Source organism: Streptomyces aureocirculatus, assembly GCF_000720475.1.
In the GTDB taxonomy this organism is placed as follows: Bacteria; Actinomycetota; Actinomycetes; order Streptomycetales; family Streptomycetaceae; genus Streptomyces; species Streptomyces aureocirculatus.
Genome location: NZ_JOAP01000031.1, coordinates 58,805 through 74,181, shown reverse-complemented (window position 1 = coordinate 74,181; position 15,377 = coordinate 58,805). Strand labels below are relative to the sequence as shown.

The following is a 15,377-nucleotide window of genomic DNA, read 5'->3' as shown; positions in this document are numbered from 1 at the left end:
GGCGCCGACACCGCGTGACGTTCAGCGGTGCGCGTTCGGACGCCGGTGCGGTGGCTGATCCAAGGCGGGGTGCGGCTTGAGCTCCGGGATCTCCCGGCTGCGCGACTCCTCGGCCTCAAGGGTGAGCGGCTCGCCGTAGTGGTGGATCGTCAGCTCCTGACCGGCCAGCAAGGTGTAGGTGACCGCCGTCGCGTGGACCTCCACCCGCAGACACCGCCCGAGCACCTGCAGCTTGAAGGAGACGCGCCTCAGCCGCTCCGGCAGCCGTGGCGTGAACTCCAGGGTGTCCCCGCGCCGCCGCATGCCGCCGAAGCCCGCGATCAGAGCCGTCCACGTCCCGGCGAGCGAGGCGATGTGCAGTCCGTCGCGGGTGTTGTTCTCCAGGTCGTTCAGATCCATCAGGGCCGCCTCGACCAAGTAGTCGTAGGCGAGGCCCAGATGGCCGGTGCGCGCCGCGACCACGGCCTGGCTGCAGGCGGAGAGGGAAGAGTCGCGGACGGTGAGCGGCTCGTAGTAGGCGAAGTTGCGCGCCAGGTGCTCCTCGTCGAAGAACTCGGGGCAGGTGTACATGGCGAGCACCAGGTCCGCCTGTTTGACGACCTGCTTGCGGTAGAGGTCGAAGTAGGGGAAGTGCAGCATCAGCGGGTACTGGTCGGGCCGCGTCGCCGCGAAGTTCCAGTGCTGGTGCCGCGTGAACCCGGCGTGCTGCTCGTGCACCTGGAGGTCGCTGTTGTACGGGATGTGCACGGCCTCCGCGGCGTCCCGCCAGGCCGCGCTCTCCTCGTCGTCGACGCCGAGCGCGGCGGCCTGCTCCGGGTGGCGCTCGACGAAGTCGGCCGCCGCGAGCAGATTGGTGCGGGCCATCAGGTTGGTGTACGTGTTGTCATCGGCGACGGCGCTGTACTCGTCGGGTCCGGTGACGCCGTCGATGTGGAACGTGCCGTGCGCGTCGTGATGGCCGAGCGACCGCCATAGCCGGGCCGTCTCCACCAGGATCTCGACGCCCGCGTCCCGGGCGAACTGCTCGTCGCCGGTGGCACTGACGTAGCGCACCACGGCGTCCGCGATGTCGGCGTTGACGTGGAAGGCGGCGGTGCCGGCAGGCCAGTACGCGGACCCCTCCGAGCCGTCGATCGTGCGCCAGGGGAACGCCGCTCCCCGCAGGCCGAGCTGCGTGGCCCGCTCGCGTGCCGCGGGCAGCGTCGAATGGCGCCAGCGCAGCGCCTCGGCGACGGCGTCCGGTGCGGTGTACGTGAGCAGCGGCAGGACGAAGGTCTCGGTGTCCCAGAAGGCGTGGCCGTCGTAGCCGGAGCCGGTGAGGCCCTTCGCCGGGATCGCCCGCCGCTCCGCCCGCGCGCCCGCCTGCAGGACGTGGAACAGCGCGAAGCGGACGGCCTGCTGGATCTCCTCGTCACCGTCCACCTCGACGTCGGCGTGCCCCCAGAACGCGTCCAGATAGTTCCGCTGGTCACGCAGGAGCCCCTCCCAGTTGGTGTCGGCGGCCGCCGCGAGGGCCGCGTCCACCTGGTCGCTCACGGCGGGCAGGGAGCGCGTGCTCGACCAGCCGTAGGCCACGAACTTCTCCAGGCGGAGCCGCTGTCCGGGTTCCAGGACGGAGGTGACGGTGAGGCGGGCGACGTCGTCCCCGGACTCGCCGCTCGCCCGGGTCCTGTCGGGCCCGTCGACGGTGTGGTCGGCCGCCGCGGCGACCCGCAGACCGCTGCGCCGGGTGCGGTGCACGAGCCGCAGCCGCCCGTTGCCGGCGTGGTGCTCCTCCGGGGCCAGGGGGGAGTCGAGGACGGCGGCGGCACGGGGGTCCTCCGGCGACCCGGGCAACTGCTCGTTGGCCACGAGCTCCGACTGGACCACGACGCGGACCTGGCTGTCGACGGCCTCGACCTCGTAGGCGACGGCGGCCACCGACCGGTGGGTGAAGGACACGAGCCGGGTGGAGCGCACCCGCACGGTGCGCCCGGCCGGTGACGTCCACTCGCAGGTCCGGCGCAGCACGCCCTCGCGCAGGTCGAGGACCCGTTCGTGGGAGACGAGGCGGCCGTAGCGCAGGTCGAAGGGCTCGTCGTCCACGAGGAGCCGGATGACCTTGCCGTTGGTCACGTTGATGACGGTCTGGCCGGACTCCGGATAGCCGTAACCGGCCTCCGCGTAGGGGAGGGGGTGGATCTCGTGGACGCCGTTGAGATAGGAGCCGGGCAGGCCGTGCGGTTCGCCCTCGTCCAGGTTGCCGCGCCAGCCGACGTGGCCGTTGGAGAGGGCGAACACGGACTCGCTCTGCGGCAGCACGTCGAGGTTCAGGACGTTCTCGCGCAGGCACCAGGGCTCGACACCGTAGGACGCGTGCGTGATCATGCCCGCCCCCCGAGGTCCGCGAGATCCTGTACGACGCGATCCGCGCCGTGGGCGCGCAGGGCGTCCGCCTGGCCGACGCGGTCCACGCCGACGACATAGCCGAAGTGGCCCGAGCGCCCCGCGTCCATGCCGGCGAGCGCGTCCTCGAAGACCGCGGCCCGCGCCGCCTCGACGCCCAGGTCGGCCGCCGCGGCGAGGAACGTGTCGGGACGTGGCTTGCCCGGCAGCTTCCGCTCGGCGGCGACGACCCCGTCGATCCGTACGTCGAAGAGGGGTTCCGCGTCGATCGCGCGCAGGACGTCGCGGCAGTTGGCGCTGGAGGAGACCACCGCTGTGCCCAGACCCGCGGCCCGGGCCGCCCGGACGTAGCGCAGGGTGCCGTCGTAGGCCTGCACGCCGCCGGAGCGGATCTTCTCCAGGAGCAGTTCGTTCTTGCGGTTGCCGAGGCCCTGGACCGTCGGCCGGTCCGGCGGGTCGTCCGGGCTTCCCTCGGGCAGCTCGATGCCGCGCGACGCCAGGAAGGAGCGCACCCCGTCCGCGCGCGGCTTGCCGTCCACGTACTCGTCGTACTCGCAGGCCCGGTCGAACGGGCGGAAGCCGTCTCCCTCGCGCTCGCGCAGGAACGCGTCGAAGGCCTCCTTCCAGGCGGCGGCGTGGACGACGGCCGTCTTGGTGATCACCCCGTCCAGATCGAAGAGACAGGCCTTGACGGTGTCGGGAAGGCCGAGTTCGGTGAACTCGGTGGTGTGAGGGTCATGTTTCGCCATAAAAGGCACCTTCCCCGTCAGGCGCTGATCAACAACTCACAGCTCGGCCCCGTGACCGGCGGACACGGTCCGACGCACCGGTCACGGGGCCGACCGCCGCTACAGGAGGTCCCGCGGCACCGTCTCGTTCCAGGTCCGCGAGAACACCCGCTTGCCGTCCTCGTAGCCGTCCAGCGTGGCATCGACACGGAAGTCGGTCTCGTCGCAGGTGAGCACGGTGCGCGTCGCCACGCGCACATCCCAGTCGTCGCGGTGGAAGCTCATCGTCCAGGCGGATTCGCCGCTCGCGGAGGTGAAGTCGTCGGCCACGGAGGTGTAGCGCTCGTAGGCGCGGCGGCCGACGTCGAGATCGATCTCGTCGACGCGGACGACCCCGCGGTCCTTCACGATCTCCAGTTCGGCCGCGTAGTCCACGAGGTCGCGGGTGACCCGCCAGCGCTGCTCGGGGGCGGTGACCTGGGTGCTCGGCAGGGGCTCGGTCCCCTCAGGTTCGCCGAACGGTTCCTGCGGCACCTCGTCGCCCCCGGCCGTCGGCCGCACCGGCAGCGTCAGGACGCTGGAGGTGTCGTGCACGGTCAGGAGCACCGGCTTGGGCGGCGGCCAGGCCAGCGGCCAGTAGGACGTGGACAGGGAAAGACGGATGCGGTGGCCCGCGGGGAAGGACTGCGCGACGCCGTTGAGCCGGACGGTGACCCGGTAGCGGCGGCCCGGTTCGAGGGGCTCCGGCGCGTCCTCGCCGCCGTCCCGCCGGGTGAGGTTCAGCACGCCGTACGTGACCCGCGTCGCGGATCCGCGTGGCGCCACGTCGGACAGGCGGGCCGCGACCATGGCGACCGGTTCGCTGACGGACACATCGAGTTCGACCGTCGGCGAGCCGAGGATCTCCACGCGCTCGGTGAGCGGTTCGGTCTCGAAGACCAGCGAGCCGCCGTCCTCCTCACGCTGGTCGTAGGGCAGGTCCGGCGGAGCGTTGTAGGAGGCCCACTTGCCGGCGAACTGTCCCACGGACAGCGGCGACTGGACGGCCATGCCTCCGTCACCTCCGTCACCTCCGTCACCCCTGTCACCCCTGTCATGCGCGCCGAGCCCGGCGCCCTCGTCGCTCCCGATGTCCGCCCCGGCGGCCTCCGCGTTCAGACCGCCGCCGGTCATGCGGTAGCCCACCGGGGTGATCCGCGAAGAGGGCCAGTCGGGTTCGGCGACCCACCGGCCGGGGCGCTCCTCGTACGAGGTGGAGGGCGGCACGCTGTCCTGCATCCACGCCCACAGCATGGGCCCGTCCATGACGCCGTTGTCGACGCCCTTCAGCCAGTGGTCCCACCAGCGCACGACCTCCTGGAGGTAGCCGATGGCGGGCCCCGGCTCGCCCAGGTGCGGGAACTTGTGCGACCAGGGCCCGATGAGTCCCTTGCGGGGCACGTCGAGACGGCCGAGGAGCCGGGTCACGGCGTTGGAGTAGCCGTCCGCCCAGCCGCTGGAGGCCAGTACGGGGCAGCCCACCGCCTGGTAGTCCTCGCAGACCGACGCGTGCCGCCAGTAGTCGTCGCGGCGCTGGTGGCGCAGCCATTCGAGGACCCAGGGCCGGGTCCCTTCGAGGCGTTCGTGCCACATCTCGCGCCACCGGGGGCCCACGACCGCGGGGTCCGGCGGGCAGGTGCCGTAGGCGAACATGGTGCCCGCCTCGGCGAGGTTGTCCGAGAGGAGGGCCCCGCCCATGTAGTGCATGTCGTCGGCGTACCGGTCGTCGGTGAAGGACGAGATGACGATGGCGCCGAGGCTCGGCGGCCGGCGCGCGGAGACCTGGAGGGCCGCGAACGCGCCCCAGGAGAGCCCCATCATGCCGGTGGTGCCGTCGCACCAGGGCTGGGCGGCGAGCCAGGCGAGCACGTCCTCGGCGTCCGTCTGCTCCTGCTCCAGGTACTCGTCGCGCAGCACGCCCCCGGAGTCCCCGGTGCCCCGCACGTCGACGCGGACGCAGGCGTAGCCGTGACCGGCCATGTAGGGGTGGTGGATCGCGTCGCGCTCCGCCGTCAGATCGCGTTTGCGGTACGGGATGTACTCCAGGATCGCCGGTACGGGATCGCTGTCGGAGGAGGTGGGCCGCCAGATGCGGGCCGACAGCAGGGTGCCGTCGGAGGTGGGGATGGTGACGTGGTCTTCGGTCTTCGTGTCGTACGGGAGGTTGCTCACGTAACGCATCAGGCGTTGTCGCTCCTTACTGGCCTTGTTGGCGGTGCTTGCCGCGGGTCACGGGTTCTTCGTGTCGCGGCTGCCCGGCCGGGTCTCGTCGAAGGTCAGACCGAGGGCGGCCACGCACTTGTCGTACTTCTCCCGCAGGTCGTCCTCGCTGTCGCCGCCGGTGAAGATGTGCGCGAGCTCGTAGCTGTAGCTGTCCTGCTGGGGCAGATCGGACAGGCGCTGTCCCTCGTGGGGCGAGACGTCGATACGGACACCCGGGATGCTCTCCTCGATGCGGTCGAGGTCCTCGCGCGTGGGGACGTCGTGCACGGTGGCGTCCGCGAACCAGCGGTGGTACCACTTGGCCGCCATGCGGTACCGGCCCTTGTGGTGGGGGAGCCCCGGGTCCTCGCCGCGGGCGAGGCGCAGCATGCAGTGGTGGTTGGGCACGCCGTCGACGTACTCGAACATCTCCGCGTGGGACTGGGAGTGACGGGGGTTGATCTCCAGGATGTTCACGGAGTCGGTGCCGGGGTCGTAGAAGAACTCGATGCTGAACGTCGCCGAGTCCATGCCGATCCGGCGTATCACCCGCTCCGATATGTCCCGCAGCCGCCGCTGCACCGGCTCCGGCAGGGCCGAGGGGTACTGGTGGCGCAGGAAGCAGGGGGAGTCGGGGTAGTTGATGGAGTCGAGGATGCCGTACACCGTCACCTCGCCGTCACGGGCGTAGCCCTCCACCGCGGCCTGCACACCGGTGAGGGCTTCCTCGGCCAGGCACACGGTGCCGCCGACGTCGGCCATCTCCGGCGGCAGGTCGAGCCGATCGAGGATGTACTCGAAGGGCTTGCCCACGCGGTCGATGCCCGCACGGATCCGGGCGACGGCGTCGGCGAACTCGGCCTGGTCCTTCACCCCGTAGGCGAGTTCGGACGAGTACGAGAGGGCGGGCTTGAGCCACATCGGGAAGCGCACGCCCTCCGGGGGGCGCGGGTCGGCCGCGTCCAGGTCCACCCGGCCGAAGCGGGGGTGGGCGTCGGTCACCTTCTGCTGTTCGAGGCGGCTCCAGTACTTGTGCTCGCACTTGACGATGGATTCCAGGCTGGTGGTGCGGGTCCCGTAGCGCTCGCCCAGAATCGGGACGAGCGTGCTGACGGGGAAGTCCCAGTAGCCGACGATCGCGTCGATGGTCCCGTCGAAGCCGTCCAGTATCTTCTGGGCCTTGGCGATCAGGTCCGGCATCGAGACCTCGCCGTGCTGCAACTCCTCGATGGTGAGCAACTGGTGGAAGCGGTAACGGTGCGCGTCCGGAACTGCCGACAAGGTCGGCAGGTTGGCCTCGTCCAGGCCGCAGACAAAGACGTTTTCTGTCACGTGGGATCCCAACAGCTCAAAAATGGTACGGAAATGATTGATCGAGGTGGCTGGGTACCCGGGCCGCAGGGCTCAAACCCCCCTCAGCCGACCACGTCCGCCGGGGCCGCGGGCCGCGCGCCGTCCTCCTGGGCGTGCAGGTGGTACACGTTGAACGCCCGCCGGATGACCGGCTGCGCCACATTGCGGACCGGCACGCCACCGCTGGTCATGCCGTGTTCCGTGCCCGCGTGCGCGTGGCCGTGCAGGGCGAGGTCGGCGCCCGCGGTGTCCATGGCCTCGGCCAGGAGATAGCTGCCGAGGAACGGATAGATCTCCAGCGGCTCACCGGCCAGTGTGTCGGGTACGGGGGAGAAGTGGGTGAGCGCGATACGCGTCCCGCAGCCCGCCTCCGCGAGATCCTCCAGAGCCGTCCGCAGGCCGTCGGCGCACCGGCGGGTGTACCGGATGAACTCCTTCATCATCGGTTCGCCGAACTCGCTGCCGCAGCGCCCGACGAACCCGCCGCCGAAGCCCTTGGTGCCGGCGACGCCGACCCGCGTGCCGTCGATGTCCAGGACCGTCCCCTGGCCCTCCAGGACCCGCACGCCGGCTTCCCGGAGCACGTCGGTGACCCGCTCCGGCTGTTCGTCGTGGTGGTCGTGGTTGCCGAGGACGGCGACCACGGGGACGGGGAGGCCGGACATCTCGCGGGCGACCACCCGCGCTTCCTCCGGTGTGCCGTGCCGGGTGAGGTCACCGGCAAGGAGCAGCAGGTCGGCGCATTCGGGCAGGGTTTCAAGGGCCGGCCTGAGCAGGCCCTCGCTGTCGAGCCCGAGGTGGATGTCTCCCACAGCCGCGACGCGGATCATGTCACTTCCTCCGGGCGGTCCGGGGCCGCGTTCTCGGCCACGATGACGTCGTACCGGACGGTCAGCCCGGTGAGTTCCTCGTCGACGGTGCGCACGAGCTTCTCGCGGCACTGGGCGGTCGGGACGGTGCCGGTGACCGTCACTCCCGGACCGCGTGCCTCTATGCGCACCCCCAGTTCGCCGAGTTCCTCCGCCGCGAGGCGGTCCTGGAGGTGGGCGATGCGGTAGTCGGTGTTCGGGGCGGTCATGAGTGTCCTCCCTGCGGTGCGGGGCGGCCTTGCCGCGGTGCCGGGTGGCCTCCCTGCGGTGCCGGGCTGTCTTCCTGGGGCGCGATGACGTCGAGGCGCTCCAGCAGGTAGAGGAAGGCGGCAGGCATCGGCTCCTCGCCCCGCTCGCGGCGGATCTGCTCCCAGTCGACCTTCTCGCGCAGGAGCCGGGCGATCGGCAGGACGGCACCGAAGTCGCAGTGGTGCTCGGAGAAGGCGCCGATGAGGCTCCGCAGCAGATCGGTCGGCGCGAGGACGGGCATGAACACCGAGTCCACGGGCAGTTCCGCGGACCTGTCCAGGAGTTCCGATGTGACGGGTTCGCCGCCGAGGCGGAAGATCAGGTCGATGTCCTGCCCGAGGCACTTGGCCTTCAGGAGCCAGTCCTCCGGCGGTGCGTACACCTTCAGGCCCGATTCCCGCAGCGTGACGGCGACGGCGTCGGCGTCCTCGGGCCTGACGCAGAAGTCGGCGTCGTGCTGGAGGTTGCCGGTGCCGCCGTGGGCGTAGACGGCCACGCTGCCGGCGAGGGCGAAATCGTGTCCGTGCTTCTTGAGGAGGGCTCCGACCTGCTTGGTCGCCTCCAGGATCGCTTGATTGCGGTCGGGCGGCAGTGGTTCCACGACCACGTCGTGCCGCCGGTGCCGCTCGGCTTGTCCTGAGACCGCACGCAGGTCGGGGGTGTGTCCTGGCTCGTCGTGTGCGGCGTCGTCCGCGTCGGGCATCACTGCTGCTCCGCCGGAGAGGGAACGGGACCGGGTGCGGGATACGGGCTGGGGCGGGGGGTCGGCGGCACGGGGTCGGGCTCCGGACGGGGTGGCGCCGGGGGGACCGGGTCGGGTCCGGGAGCGGGTACGGGGCCCGGGGCGGGCCCGGGCTGCGGGTCCGTCGGCCCCGGCGCCGGAGTGGGCCGGGGCGGCGTCGGGTCGTTCGGTGGCGTACTCATCGGGCCCCTTTCCGGAACGGACTCCCGAGCCTGCGAGAACGAACGGGACGGGTTCTCCGAGCCTCTGGAGTCTCTGGTGTCTTCGGTGTCTCTGGTGTCTCTGGTGTCTTCGGGACGGGGTGTCTTCGAGACGGCCTGATGGTGTGACGAGTTTCCCGTGCGGGGCGTCCCAATCACGACCGCACCGTGCCGCCGCGCGGCGGTGGGGGCGGGCCGCGCCTGTGCTTCGGGGCGAGGTCCCGCCGCTGCGGCGCGCCCCGGCCCCGGGCGGGGCGCGCTGGGCCGGACGGGTGAACCCCCGATGGGCGGGCGCGGCGCTGTGCCGCCGCCTCCGTTTGACGCTGGACCGCCTGGTCACCCGGGCGGGCATGGCTCGGCGCAAGAGATACGCGGTGGCGGCCTCCGGTGAGTGGGTCGACGAGGAGGAAGGCCGGAGACGGCTGCCCGCCGGTGAGGTGCACGCCTGGGAACCCGGTCGCAACGAGACGGTCTGCGGACTGTCCCTCAGCCGGTCCCGCCTCGCGCGCTTCTCCCATGTGCCCTGGACGGACACCATCCCGGAGTCGGGCGGCGCGGCGGACCGGGTACGGCGCCTGTGCCCCCGGTGCGCGTCCGTCGCCGGCCGTGCGGGCACCGGGGCACGCCCCGGGTGGCGGCGGGTCAACCCACGCCCTTGAGGTGGCGGACCGGGCCCCGCCGCGACGGGGCCCGGGCTGAGCCCCGCCGCGACGGGGCTGGACTGGGACGGGGCCGCGAGGGCGGTGGACCGGGACAGGGGGCGGTCCCCGCGGTCGGGACGCAATCCCGCGGGGGCGCGGTCCCCGCGGTGCGGGTGCAAGCCCCTGTGGCCGGGGCGCACGCGCCCGTGGCCGGGGTGCAAGGCCCGGCGGTCGGGGTGCGGGCCCGCGGGGGTGCAGACCCTGCGGTCGGGGTTGCGGCCCCCGTGGGGGCAGCGCCCGTGGTCGGGGCGCAGTCCCCGTGGTGGCGGTGCAGCCCCGGTGGTGGGGGGGCGCGGCCCCGTGGGCGGTGCCCCAGTCCCTGCCTGGGGTGCAGTCCCGAGGTCGGGTTCTAGTTCCTGTGTCAGGGGTCCAGTCCCGTGGTCGGGGTCTGATCCCCGTGCTCGGGGTCTAGTCCCTGCGGTCGGGGTGCGGCCGCCGTGGTTGTCGGGGTCCAGTCCCTGCGCTGGGGGTGCAGTCCCGTGGTCGGGGTCCGACCCCCGTGCTCAGGGTCCAGTCCCTGCGGTCGGGGCGCAGCCGCCGTGATTGTCGGGGTCCAGCCCCTGCGCTGAGGGCCCAGTCCGCTCGGGGTCCAGCCCCACGCTCGGGGTCCAGCCCCACGCTCGGGGTCCAGCCCCTCCGCTCAGGGCTCAGCCCCCGGCGCCCCCCGGCAGATCCTCGTCACGCACCTCATGCATGGCCGCCTCCTCGGCGCCCGCGGCCCCGCCGTCGATGCCCGCGTCGTCGGCGATGAGTTCCTTGGTGGTGTCCGGGTGCGCGCCTTCGTCCGGTGCCACCAGGCGGCCGGAGCGCTCCGCACCGGCTTCCGGGTCGAGTGGCTCCCCCTCGCCGCCGGACAGGTCGCCGATGCCGTCCCCCGGGGGCGGTTCCGTGTCGGGCACCTCCTGGCGGAGCCGTTCGTCGAGGGTCTCGCCCTCATGCTGTTCCGCCGCCGTGGTGCCGGTCTTGGTGACACCGAGGGGCTTCTCCGGGGGCGAGTACCCCTCGTCGAGCATGTCATCGTACGTACGCTCGTCCACCGCGTCCTGCAGGTCCAGCGGTGCGGCGTCCTCCTGCTCCTCGTTGTCCCCGGTGGGCTGGTAGGCGTCGTCTGCCATGTTCTGGTCGCTCATGACATGTCGCAGTGCCCGGACAAACATGTTCAAAACATGGTGTCCGGGCACTGATCCAGTGCGCGCGGCTCAGCGCCTGACGTCGAACGTGGCGGCGCGTTAGGCAGCGGTGCGGGCAGCGGGGCGGAGGGCCCGGCGGCTCACAGGTTGTCGCCCCAGCCTCCCTGGATCATGGTCTGGAAGGCCCACTGCCCGTCGCGCCTGACGAGGATGTCGGCGTAACGGAGCTGCGTGCTCTCGCCGTTCGCCGTCATCGTCGAGTCGGTGAAGACCACCGCCATCGCGGGGGAGAGGAACACCGGGGTGCGCTGGGATTCGAAGGTGATGTCCTGGGAGCCTTCGCCCATCACGTGGGTCATGGTGCCGACGAACTGCTCGCGATCCCACTGCGCCGACCGGCCGTTGCCCGCGGAGTCGTCACTGACCAGGTTGAGCGGGAACACGGCGAGATCCGCCATGGCCTGGACGTCGCGCTTGGCGCTGTGCGCGTCGTAGGCGGCGAACCAGGCGTCCAGGCTCGAGCGGTCCTCGTCGGTCGGGACGTATCCGGTCTCGGGGAGGAAGGTCACGCGGACTCCTGTCGAAGAAGAAGAAGCAAGAAGTAGTCAAAGTTGATTACGGTGAGGACTGTATGCCCGCTCCCAGCTAATAGTCAAACTTGATTAGCTGTGACGCCACTCACACATCTCACACATTCATGCATCTCATGGCGCTGTCGCCGGGGAGCGCGGAGGGCGTCGGACCGGAGGGAGAGTCAGACCTTTTCCAGGGGCCGGCGCGGCCCGTCGGGAAGCACCGCCTTGACCGTGTCGCCGGGGCGCACCACGCCACCCTCCCGCACCACGCTCATGATTCCGGTCTTGCGTACGAGGTTCCCGGCCGCGTCGCGCCCGACGACCTGCTTCAGCAGTCCGCCCTGGAAGGCGTCGATCTGCCGGCACGGGTTGCGCAGCCCTGTCACTTCGAGGACGGCCTCGTCGCCGATGTGCAGCAGGGTGCCGACGGGCAGGCCCAGCAGGTCGATGCCGCGCGTGGTGATGTTCTCGCCGAGATCGCCGGGCGTCACGGTGAACCCTTCGGCGCCGACCTCCGCGAAGAGCTCCTCGTGGATGAGGTGGACCTGGCGCAGGTTCGGCTGGGTGGGGTCGTGTGCGACCCGTGAGCGGTGCTTGACGGTCACACCGGCATGGATGTCGCCCTCCACGCCGAGCCCGGCGAGCAGCGTGACGCTGTCGCGGTTCGGCTTGGTGAACGAGTACTCGCCGTTGCTGCTGACCGCGGTCACTGTCCCGCTCATCCGTGGACCCCCTCCTCGATGACAAAGATCAACCAACACTCTAGACCTGGACCAGAACACCCTTCGGGCGAGGTCGGATGCGGGCGAGACGCGCAGCTTCAACCGCGCCGTCACCGCTCGACTTCGGCCGGTCGAGCCGCCCGTCAGTGCCGTGTCAGGGACCTGGGGCAACCTGATGAACGTCAAGGGGAACGACCCGGAGAACACCCGGACCACCGCCCCCGAGGCAGGGGAGAGGTGCCCGGAGTGGTTTATCGGGGACCGGAGTTCGCTTCAGTCGGGTGCAAGCCCACGCAGGTTCGAATCCTGCCCTCTCCGCAACGGAACGCGGCGGCAATGGCTCGTGCACGGGCCGCTCCCATGACGTACCGCCGCACTGGCGGACTGGCGGACTCACTGACGGATCGACGCCGCCCCGGATCGCGGCAGTTCCCGCAGGTCCTGAGAAGCGCAGCGGGCCCGTTCGGCCTGGGGCAGGTGGAGCGCTGCGTTCTGCGGCCGTTGCTCAGCGAGTCCTTCGTGGTGCTGTGCTCGGCCAGGGCGTCCTGCGCGTCGGCCAGCGCGGACGCCACCTCGACGACCCGTTGCTCAAGCGCGTCGCGGGCGTCGGTGCGACGCAGTGTCGCCTTGCCGCGCAGCAGCATCTGCTCGCTTTCGGCCACCATGGCGCGTGCCCGTGGTCTCGGCCGGGTCCGGCTCGGGAGACGGCTGCGTGCTCACGGCCCCCCAGTATGCGCCCGTGCCGCGCGGGCGGTAAGGCGGTACCCCGCATGACTCCGGCGTCAGGCGGGGCGGGCGCGGCCCGAGGATTCCACCCAGTCCGCCACGGAGAGGACGTCCACCGATCGCGGGAACAGGGTCCCGACGAGGAACCTGTGCACCTCGGGGTCGATGTCCAGACAGGCGTCGGCGAGGACGGTGAGCCCATAGTCCAGGTCGATCGCGCTGCACAGGGTCGCCAGGACCACACCGCCGGTCGCGATGCCGGTGAGGACGAGGTGATCGATGTCGCGGGCCCGCAGCACCAGTTCGAGGTCGCTGCCCGAGAACGCGCTCCCGCGCCTCTTGGTGACCACGACGTCGTCCTGCCGGGGCGCCACGTCGGGGTGGATCGCGGTGCCGGGGCCGCCCTCGACGAACAGGCCCGCGCGCACGGCGTCGGTCAGTACGCGATTGCGGGGGCTGACCTCAGGACGGCCCGGGCGCAGGCCCATGACCACGTAGATAACGGACATGTCCGCCGCGCGGGCGCCGTCGATCGCCGTACGGAGGCGGGGCAGGAATGCGGGGTCGTCGGTGGCGAGATCCACGATCTCGCGTTGGACGTCCATCACGAGGAGGGCGCTGTTCGCCATGTCTGCCGTCCCATCTCTGCTTCGGGAATCAGAGCTTCCCGGAAGAACCGGCAGCGCGGTAGCCCGCTCGGACCCTGACGGGCTGCGGCCCGGGACGCGGGCGGTGATGCTTCGTGGACGGCGTGGACGGCGTGGACGGCGTGTGCGTCGAGGGCCCGCGGGAACACGGTGCCTCAGCACGGACCGGATCAGCGGGGCGGACGGTGTGGGCCCTCGCAGGCGGGCGAAGGAGGCTGGGATGGCAACGGGTGACCGCCACGGGAGCGCCGGTGCCGCGACCGGCACGCTCACGACCGCCGTACCGGCACGGCTCGACCGCCTGCCGTGGTCCCGCTGGCACTGGACCGTCGTCATCGGGCTCGGCACCGTCTGGATCCTGGACGGCCTCGAGGTCACGGTGGTCGGCAGCATCGCCGGCCGGCTCTCGGAGGAGGGCAGCGGGCTGCCCATCACCGCGGCGCAGGTGACCGGTGTGGCCGCCGCGCTCTATGTGGCGGGAGCGTGCGCCGGAGCCCTGTTCTTCGGCTGGCTGACCGACCGTTACGGCCGCAAGAAGCTCTTCCTGATCACGCTGGCCGTCTATCTCGCGGCCACGGCGCTCACCGCGGTGTCCTTCTCGAGCTGGTGGTTCTTCGCCTTCCGCTTCCTGACCGGCTTCGGTATCGGCGGTGAGTACGCGGCCATCAACTCGGCCATCGACGAGCTGATCCCGTCCCGGTACCGCGGCCGCGTCGATCTGATCATCAACGGCAGCTTCTGGCTCGGTGCGGTCGGCGGCGCCCTGCTCTCCGTGCTCGCGCTGAACACGGACCTCTTCGCGCTCGACGTGGGCTGGCGGCTCACGTTCGCCCTCGGCGTGGTTCTCGGCCTGGTCATCCTGCTCGTACGCCGCAACGTCCCGGAGAGCCCGCGCTGGCTGTTCATCCACGGGCGCGGGGACGAGGCGGAGGATCTTGTACGGGGGGTGGAGGAGAAGATCGTCGAGGAGAAGGGCGAGGCGCTGCCGGAGCCCGCGGGCCAGATCACCATCCACGCGCGCAAGAGCATCGGTTTCGGCACGGTGGCGAAGACCGTCCTTTCGACCTACCGCAAACGCTCGGTGCTCGCCTTCTCGCTGTTCATCGGGCAGTCGTTCCTCTACAACGCGATCACCTTCGGCTTCGGCGCCATCCTCACCACGTTCTACGACGTCCCCAGCGGATCGACGGGCTACTACTTCGCGGTGATGGCCGTCGGCAACTTCCTCGGACCGCTGCTGCTCGGCCGCCTCTTCGACACGGTCGGCCGACGCATCATGATCTCCGGTACGTACATCCTGTCCGGCCTGCTCCTGTTCGGCACCGCCTGGCTCTTCGACGGCGGGCACCTGACCGCGAAGACCCTGACGGCCTGCTGGTGCGTGGTGCTCTTCTTCGCGTCCGCCGGCGCCAGCTCCGCGTATCTGACCGTCAGCGAGATCTTCCCGATGGAGACCCGGGCGATGGCCATCGCCTTCTTCTACGCCATCGGTACGGCGGCCGGAGGCATCAGCGGCCCGCTGCTCTTCTCCGAGCTCACGGAGACGGGCGTGGTGTCCGACACGGCGCTCGCCTTCCAGATCGGCGCCGGTCTGATGACGCTCGCGGGCCTGGTGGCCGCCGTGCTCGCCGTGCCCGCCGAGCGGCGCTCGCTCGAGGACATCGCGACGCCGCTGTCGGTCTCGGCGCCCGCGGCACCCACGGGGAGCAAGGGGTAAGGTCCGCGGGTCCGCTCGGGTCCGCTCGGGTCAGCGGAGTGAGTCCTCGGGGTGGGCCTGCGTCTGCAACCGCCAGTATTCGCCCAGGCACGTCTCGGGCAGCGGCGGGAACCGGTGGCCGCGCACGTCGGTGCTCCAGTGGTGCTCGCCGCCGCAGTCGCACTCGTAGATCCCGCTGTCGGGGACGATCTCACCGGGGTGCCATGACGTCTGTTCATCGCTCATGACCCAGGTCTATGACGACCTTCCGTGTATCGCGACCGTTAGTCACCTGAACGGCTCCCCGCTAACATGATCCGCCTCACAACGATCGCCCTGGTCGCTGGTCCTCCACCGGGAAAACCATGCTATCTAGCGCAAAGTGAGACATATAGCCAACATCTAACAAATCG

At 71.0% G+C, this 15,377-nt stretch carries 14 protein-coding genes and 1 tRNA gene; 3 read left to right on the top strand and 12 right to left on the bottom strand.

Annotated elements, in window-relative coordinates; all coding sequences use genetic code 11:
- Window positions 1-21 precede the first annotated feature (21 nt).
- The 7 genes from IG78_RS0126835 to IG78_RS0126805 form a co-directional block, all read right to left on the bottom strand.
- Window positions 22-2,367 carry a glycoside hydrolase family 65 protein gene (locus IG78_RS0126835; protein ID WP_030567620.1) on the bottom strand — a complete coding sequence of 782 codons (2,346 nt, stop codon included), beginning with the start codon at window positions 2,365-2,367 and terminating at the stop codon, window positions 22-24.
- Window positions 2,364-3,134 carry an HAD family hydrolase gene (locus IG78_RS0126830; RefSeq protein WP_030567619.1) on the bottom strand — a complete coding sequence of 257 codons (771 nt, stop codon included), beginning with the start codon at window positions 3,132-3,134 and terminating at the stop codon, window positions 2,364-2,366. The genes IG78_RS0126835 and IG78_RS0126830 overlap by 4 nt, the downstream gene beginning before the upstream one ends.
- 99 nt (window positions 3,135-3,233) lie before the next feature.
- Entirely contained in the window at window positions 3,234-5,333 is a 2,100-nt protein-coding gene (locus IG78_RS0126825) for a CocE/NonD family hydrolase (protein ID WP_030567618.1), read from the bottom strand.
- A 48-nt stretch (window positions 5,334-5,381) separates the two neighbouring features.
- Window positions 5,382-6,686, bottom strand: a complete 1,305-nt coding sequence (locus IG78_RS0126820) for an ATP-grasp domain-containing protein (protein WP_225881994.1) — start codon at window positions 6,684-6,686, stop codon at window positions 5,382-5,384.
- Between the two features lie 83 nt (window positions 6,687-6,769).
- Complete coding sequence (locus IG78_RS0126815) at window positions 6,770-7,537, bottom strand: metallophosphoesterase family protein (protein WP_030567616.1); 768 nt, start codon at window positions 7,535-7,537, stop codon at window positions 6,770-6,772.
- The gene (locus IG78_RS0126810; RefSeq protein WP_030567614.1) at window positions 7,534-7,785 is read right to left on the bottom strand and encodes a hypothetical protein; all 252 of its coding nucleotides are present in this window, start codon (window positions 7,783-7,785) and stop codon (window positions 7,534-7,536) included. The genes IG78_RS0126815 and IG78_RS0126810 overlap by 4 nt, the downstream gene beginning before the upstream one ends.
- The gene (locus IG78_RS0126805; RefSeq protein WP_225881993.1) at window positions 7,782-8,528 is read right to left on the bottom strand and encodes a hypothetical protein; all 747 of its coding nucleotides are present in this window, start codon (window positions 8,526-8,528) and stop codon (window positions 7,782-7,784) included. The genes IG78_RS0126810 and IG78_RS0126805 overlap by 4 nt, the downstream gene beginning before the upstream one ends.
- A 589-nt stretch (window positions 8,529-9,117) precedes the next feature.
- Here IG78_RS0126805 and IG78_RS0126800 point away from each other — a divergent pair.
- Complete coding sequence (locus tag IG78_RS0126800; RefSeq protein WP_030567611.1) at window positions 9,118-9,426, top strand: hypothetical protein; 309 nt, start codon at window positions 9,118-9,120, stop codon at window positions 9,424-9,426.
- Window positions 9,427-10,115: 689 nt separating this feature from the next.
- On the opposite strand, the gene IG78_RS0126795 is transcribed toward IG78_RS0126800, so the two are convergent.
- The 3 genes from IG78_RS0126795 to IG78_RS0126785 form a co-directional block, all read right to left on the bottom strand.
- Window positions 10,116-10,598: a DUF5709 domain-containing protein gene (locus tag IG78_RS0126795; protein WP_030567609.1), complete on the bottom strand. Its 483-nt coding sequence runs from the start codon at window positions 10,596-10,598 to the stop codon at window positions 10,116-10,118.
- A gap of 140 nt (window positions 10,599-10,738) precedes the next feature.
- Window positions 10,739-11,167 (bottom strand): DUF4440 domain-containing protein, encoded by a 429-nt coding sequence (locus IG78_RS0126790; protein ID WP_030567607.1) that lies wholly within the window; start codon window positions 11,165-11,167, stop codon window positions 10,739-10,741.
- A gap of 185 nt (window positions 11,168-11,352) precedes the next feature.
- Window positions 11,353-11,895: an MOSC domain-containing protein gene (locus tag IG78_RS0126785; RefSeq protein WP_030567605.1), complete on the bottom strand. Its 543-nt coding sequence runs from the start codon at window positions 11,893-11,895 to the stop codon at window positions 11,353-11,355.
- Between the two features lie 231 nt (window positions 11,896-12,126).
- Here IG78_RS0126785 and IG78_RS49425 point away from each other — a divergent pair.
- Window positions 12,127-12,213, top strand: a tRNA-OTHER gene (locus IG78_RS49425).
- 464 nt (window positions 12,214-12,677) lie between these two features.
- On the opposite strand, the gene IG78_RS0126780 is transcribed toward IG78_RS49425, so the two are convergent.
- On the bottom strand, window positions 12,678-13,250 hold the full coding sequence (locus IG78_RS0126780) for a cysteine hydrolase family protein (protein ID WP_030567603.1): 573 nt from the start codon (window positions 13,248-13,250) through the stop codon (window positions 12,678-12,680).
- A 238-nt stretch (window positions 13,251-13,488) separates the two neighbouring features.
- On the opposite strand from IG78_RS0126780, the gene IG78_RS0126775 reads away from it, so the two are divergent.
- Window positions 13,489-14,985 carry an MFS transporter gene (locus IG78_RS0126775; RefSeq protein ID WP_030567601.1) on the top strand — a complete coding sequence of 499 codons (1,497 nt, stop codon included), beginning with the start codon at window positions 13,489-13,491 and terminating at the stop codon, window positions 14,983-14,985.
- 30 nt (window positions 14,986-15,015) lie between these two features.
- Here IG78_RS0126775 and IG78_RS0126770 read toward each other — a convergent pair whose 3' ends face one another.
- Window positions 15,016-15,210 carry a hypothetical protein gene (locus IG78_RS0126770; protein WP_030567599.1) on the bottom strand — a complete coding sequence of 65 codons (195 nt, stop codon included), beginning with the start codon at window positions 15,208-15,210 and terminating at the stop codon, window positions 15,016-15,018.
- Between the last annotated feature and the right edge of the window lie 167 nt (window positions 15,211-15,377).

What these genes read in the sequence shown, in the direction of transcription:
- IG78_RS0126835 (WP_030567620.1), bottom strand. Translation starts at nt 2,367, where the DNA reads ATGATCACGCACGCGTCCTACGGTGTCGAGCCCTGGTGCCTGCGCGAG.
- IG78_RS0126830 (WP_030567619.1), bottom strand. Translation starts at nt 3,134, where the DNA reads ATGGCGAAACATGACCCTCACACCACCGAGTTCACCGAACTCGGCCTT.
- IG78_RS0126825 (WP_030567618.1), bottom strand. Translation starts at nt 5,333, where the DNA reads ATGCGTTACGTGAGCAACCTCCCGTACGACACGAAGACCGAAGACCAC.
- IG78_RS0126815 (WP_030567616.1), bottom strand. Translation starts at nt 7,537, where the DNA reads ATGATCCGCGTCGCGGCTGTGGGAGACATCCACCTCGGGCTCGACAGC.
- IG78_RS0126810 (WP_030567614.1), bottom strand. Translation starts at nt 7,785, where the DNA reads ATGACCGCCCCGAACACCGACTACCGCATCGCCCACCTCCAGGACCGC.
- IG78_RS0126805 (WP_225881993.1), bottom strand. Translation starts at nt 8,528, where the DNA reads ATGCCCGACGCGGACGACGCCGCACACGACGAGCCAGGACACACCCCC.
- IG78_RS0126800 (WP_030567611.1), top strand. Translation starts at nt 9,118, where the DNA reads ATGGCTCGGCGCAAGAGATACGCGGTGGCGGCCTCCGGTGAGTGGGTC.
- IG78_RS0126795 (WP_030567609.1), bottom strand. Translation starts at nt 10,598, where the DNA reads ATGAGCGACCAGAACATGGCAGACGACGCCTACCAGCCCACCGGGGAC.
- IG78_RS0126785 (WP_030567605.1), bottom strand. Translation starts at nt 11,895, where the DNA reads ATGAGCGGGACAGTGACCGCGGTCAGCAGCAACGGCGAGTACTCGTTC.
- IG78_RS0126780 (WP_030567603.1), bottom strand. Translation starts at nt 13,250, where the DNA reads ATGGCGAACAGCGCCCTCCTCGTGATGGACGTCCAACGCGAGATCGTG.
- IG78_RS0126775 (WP_030567601.1), top strand. Translation starts at nt 13,489, where the DNA reads ATGGCAACGGGTGACCGCCACGGGAGCGCCGGTGCCGCGACCGGCACG.
- IG78_RS0126770 (WP_030567599.1), bottom strand. Translation starts at nt 15,210, where the DNA reads ATGAGCGATGAACAGACGTCATGGCACCCCGGTGAGATCGTCCCCGAC.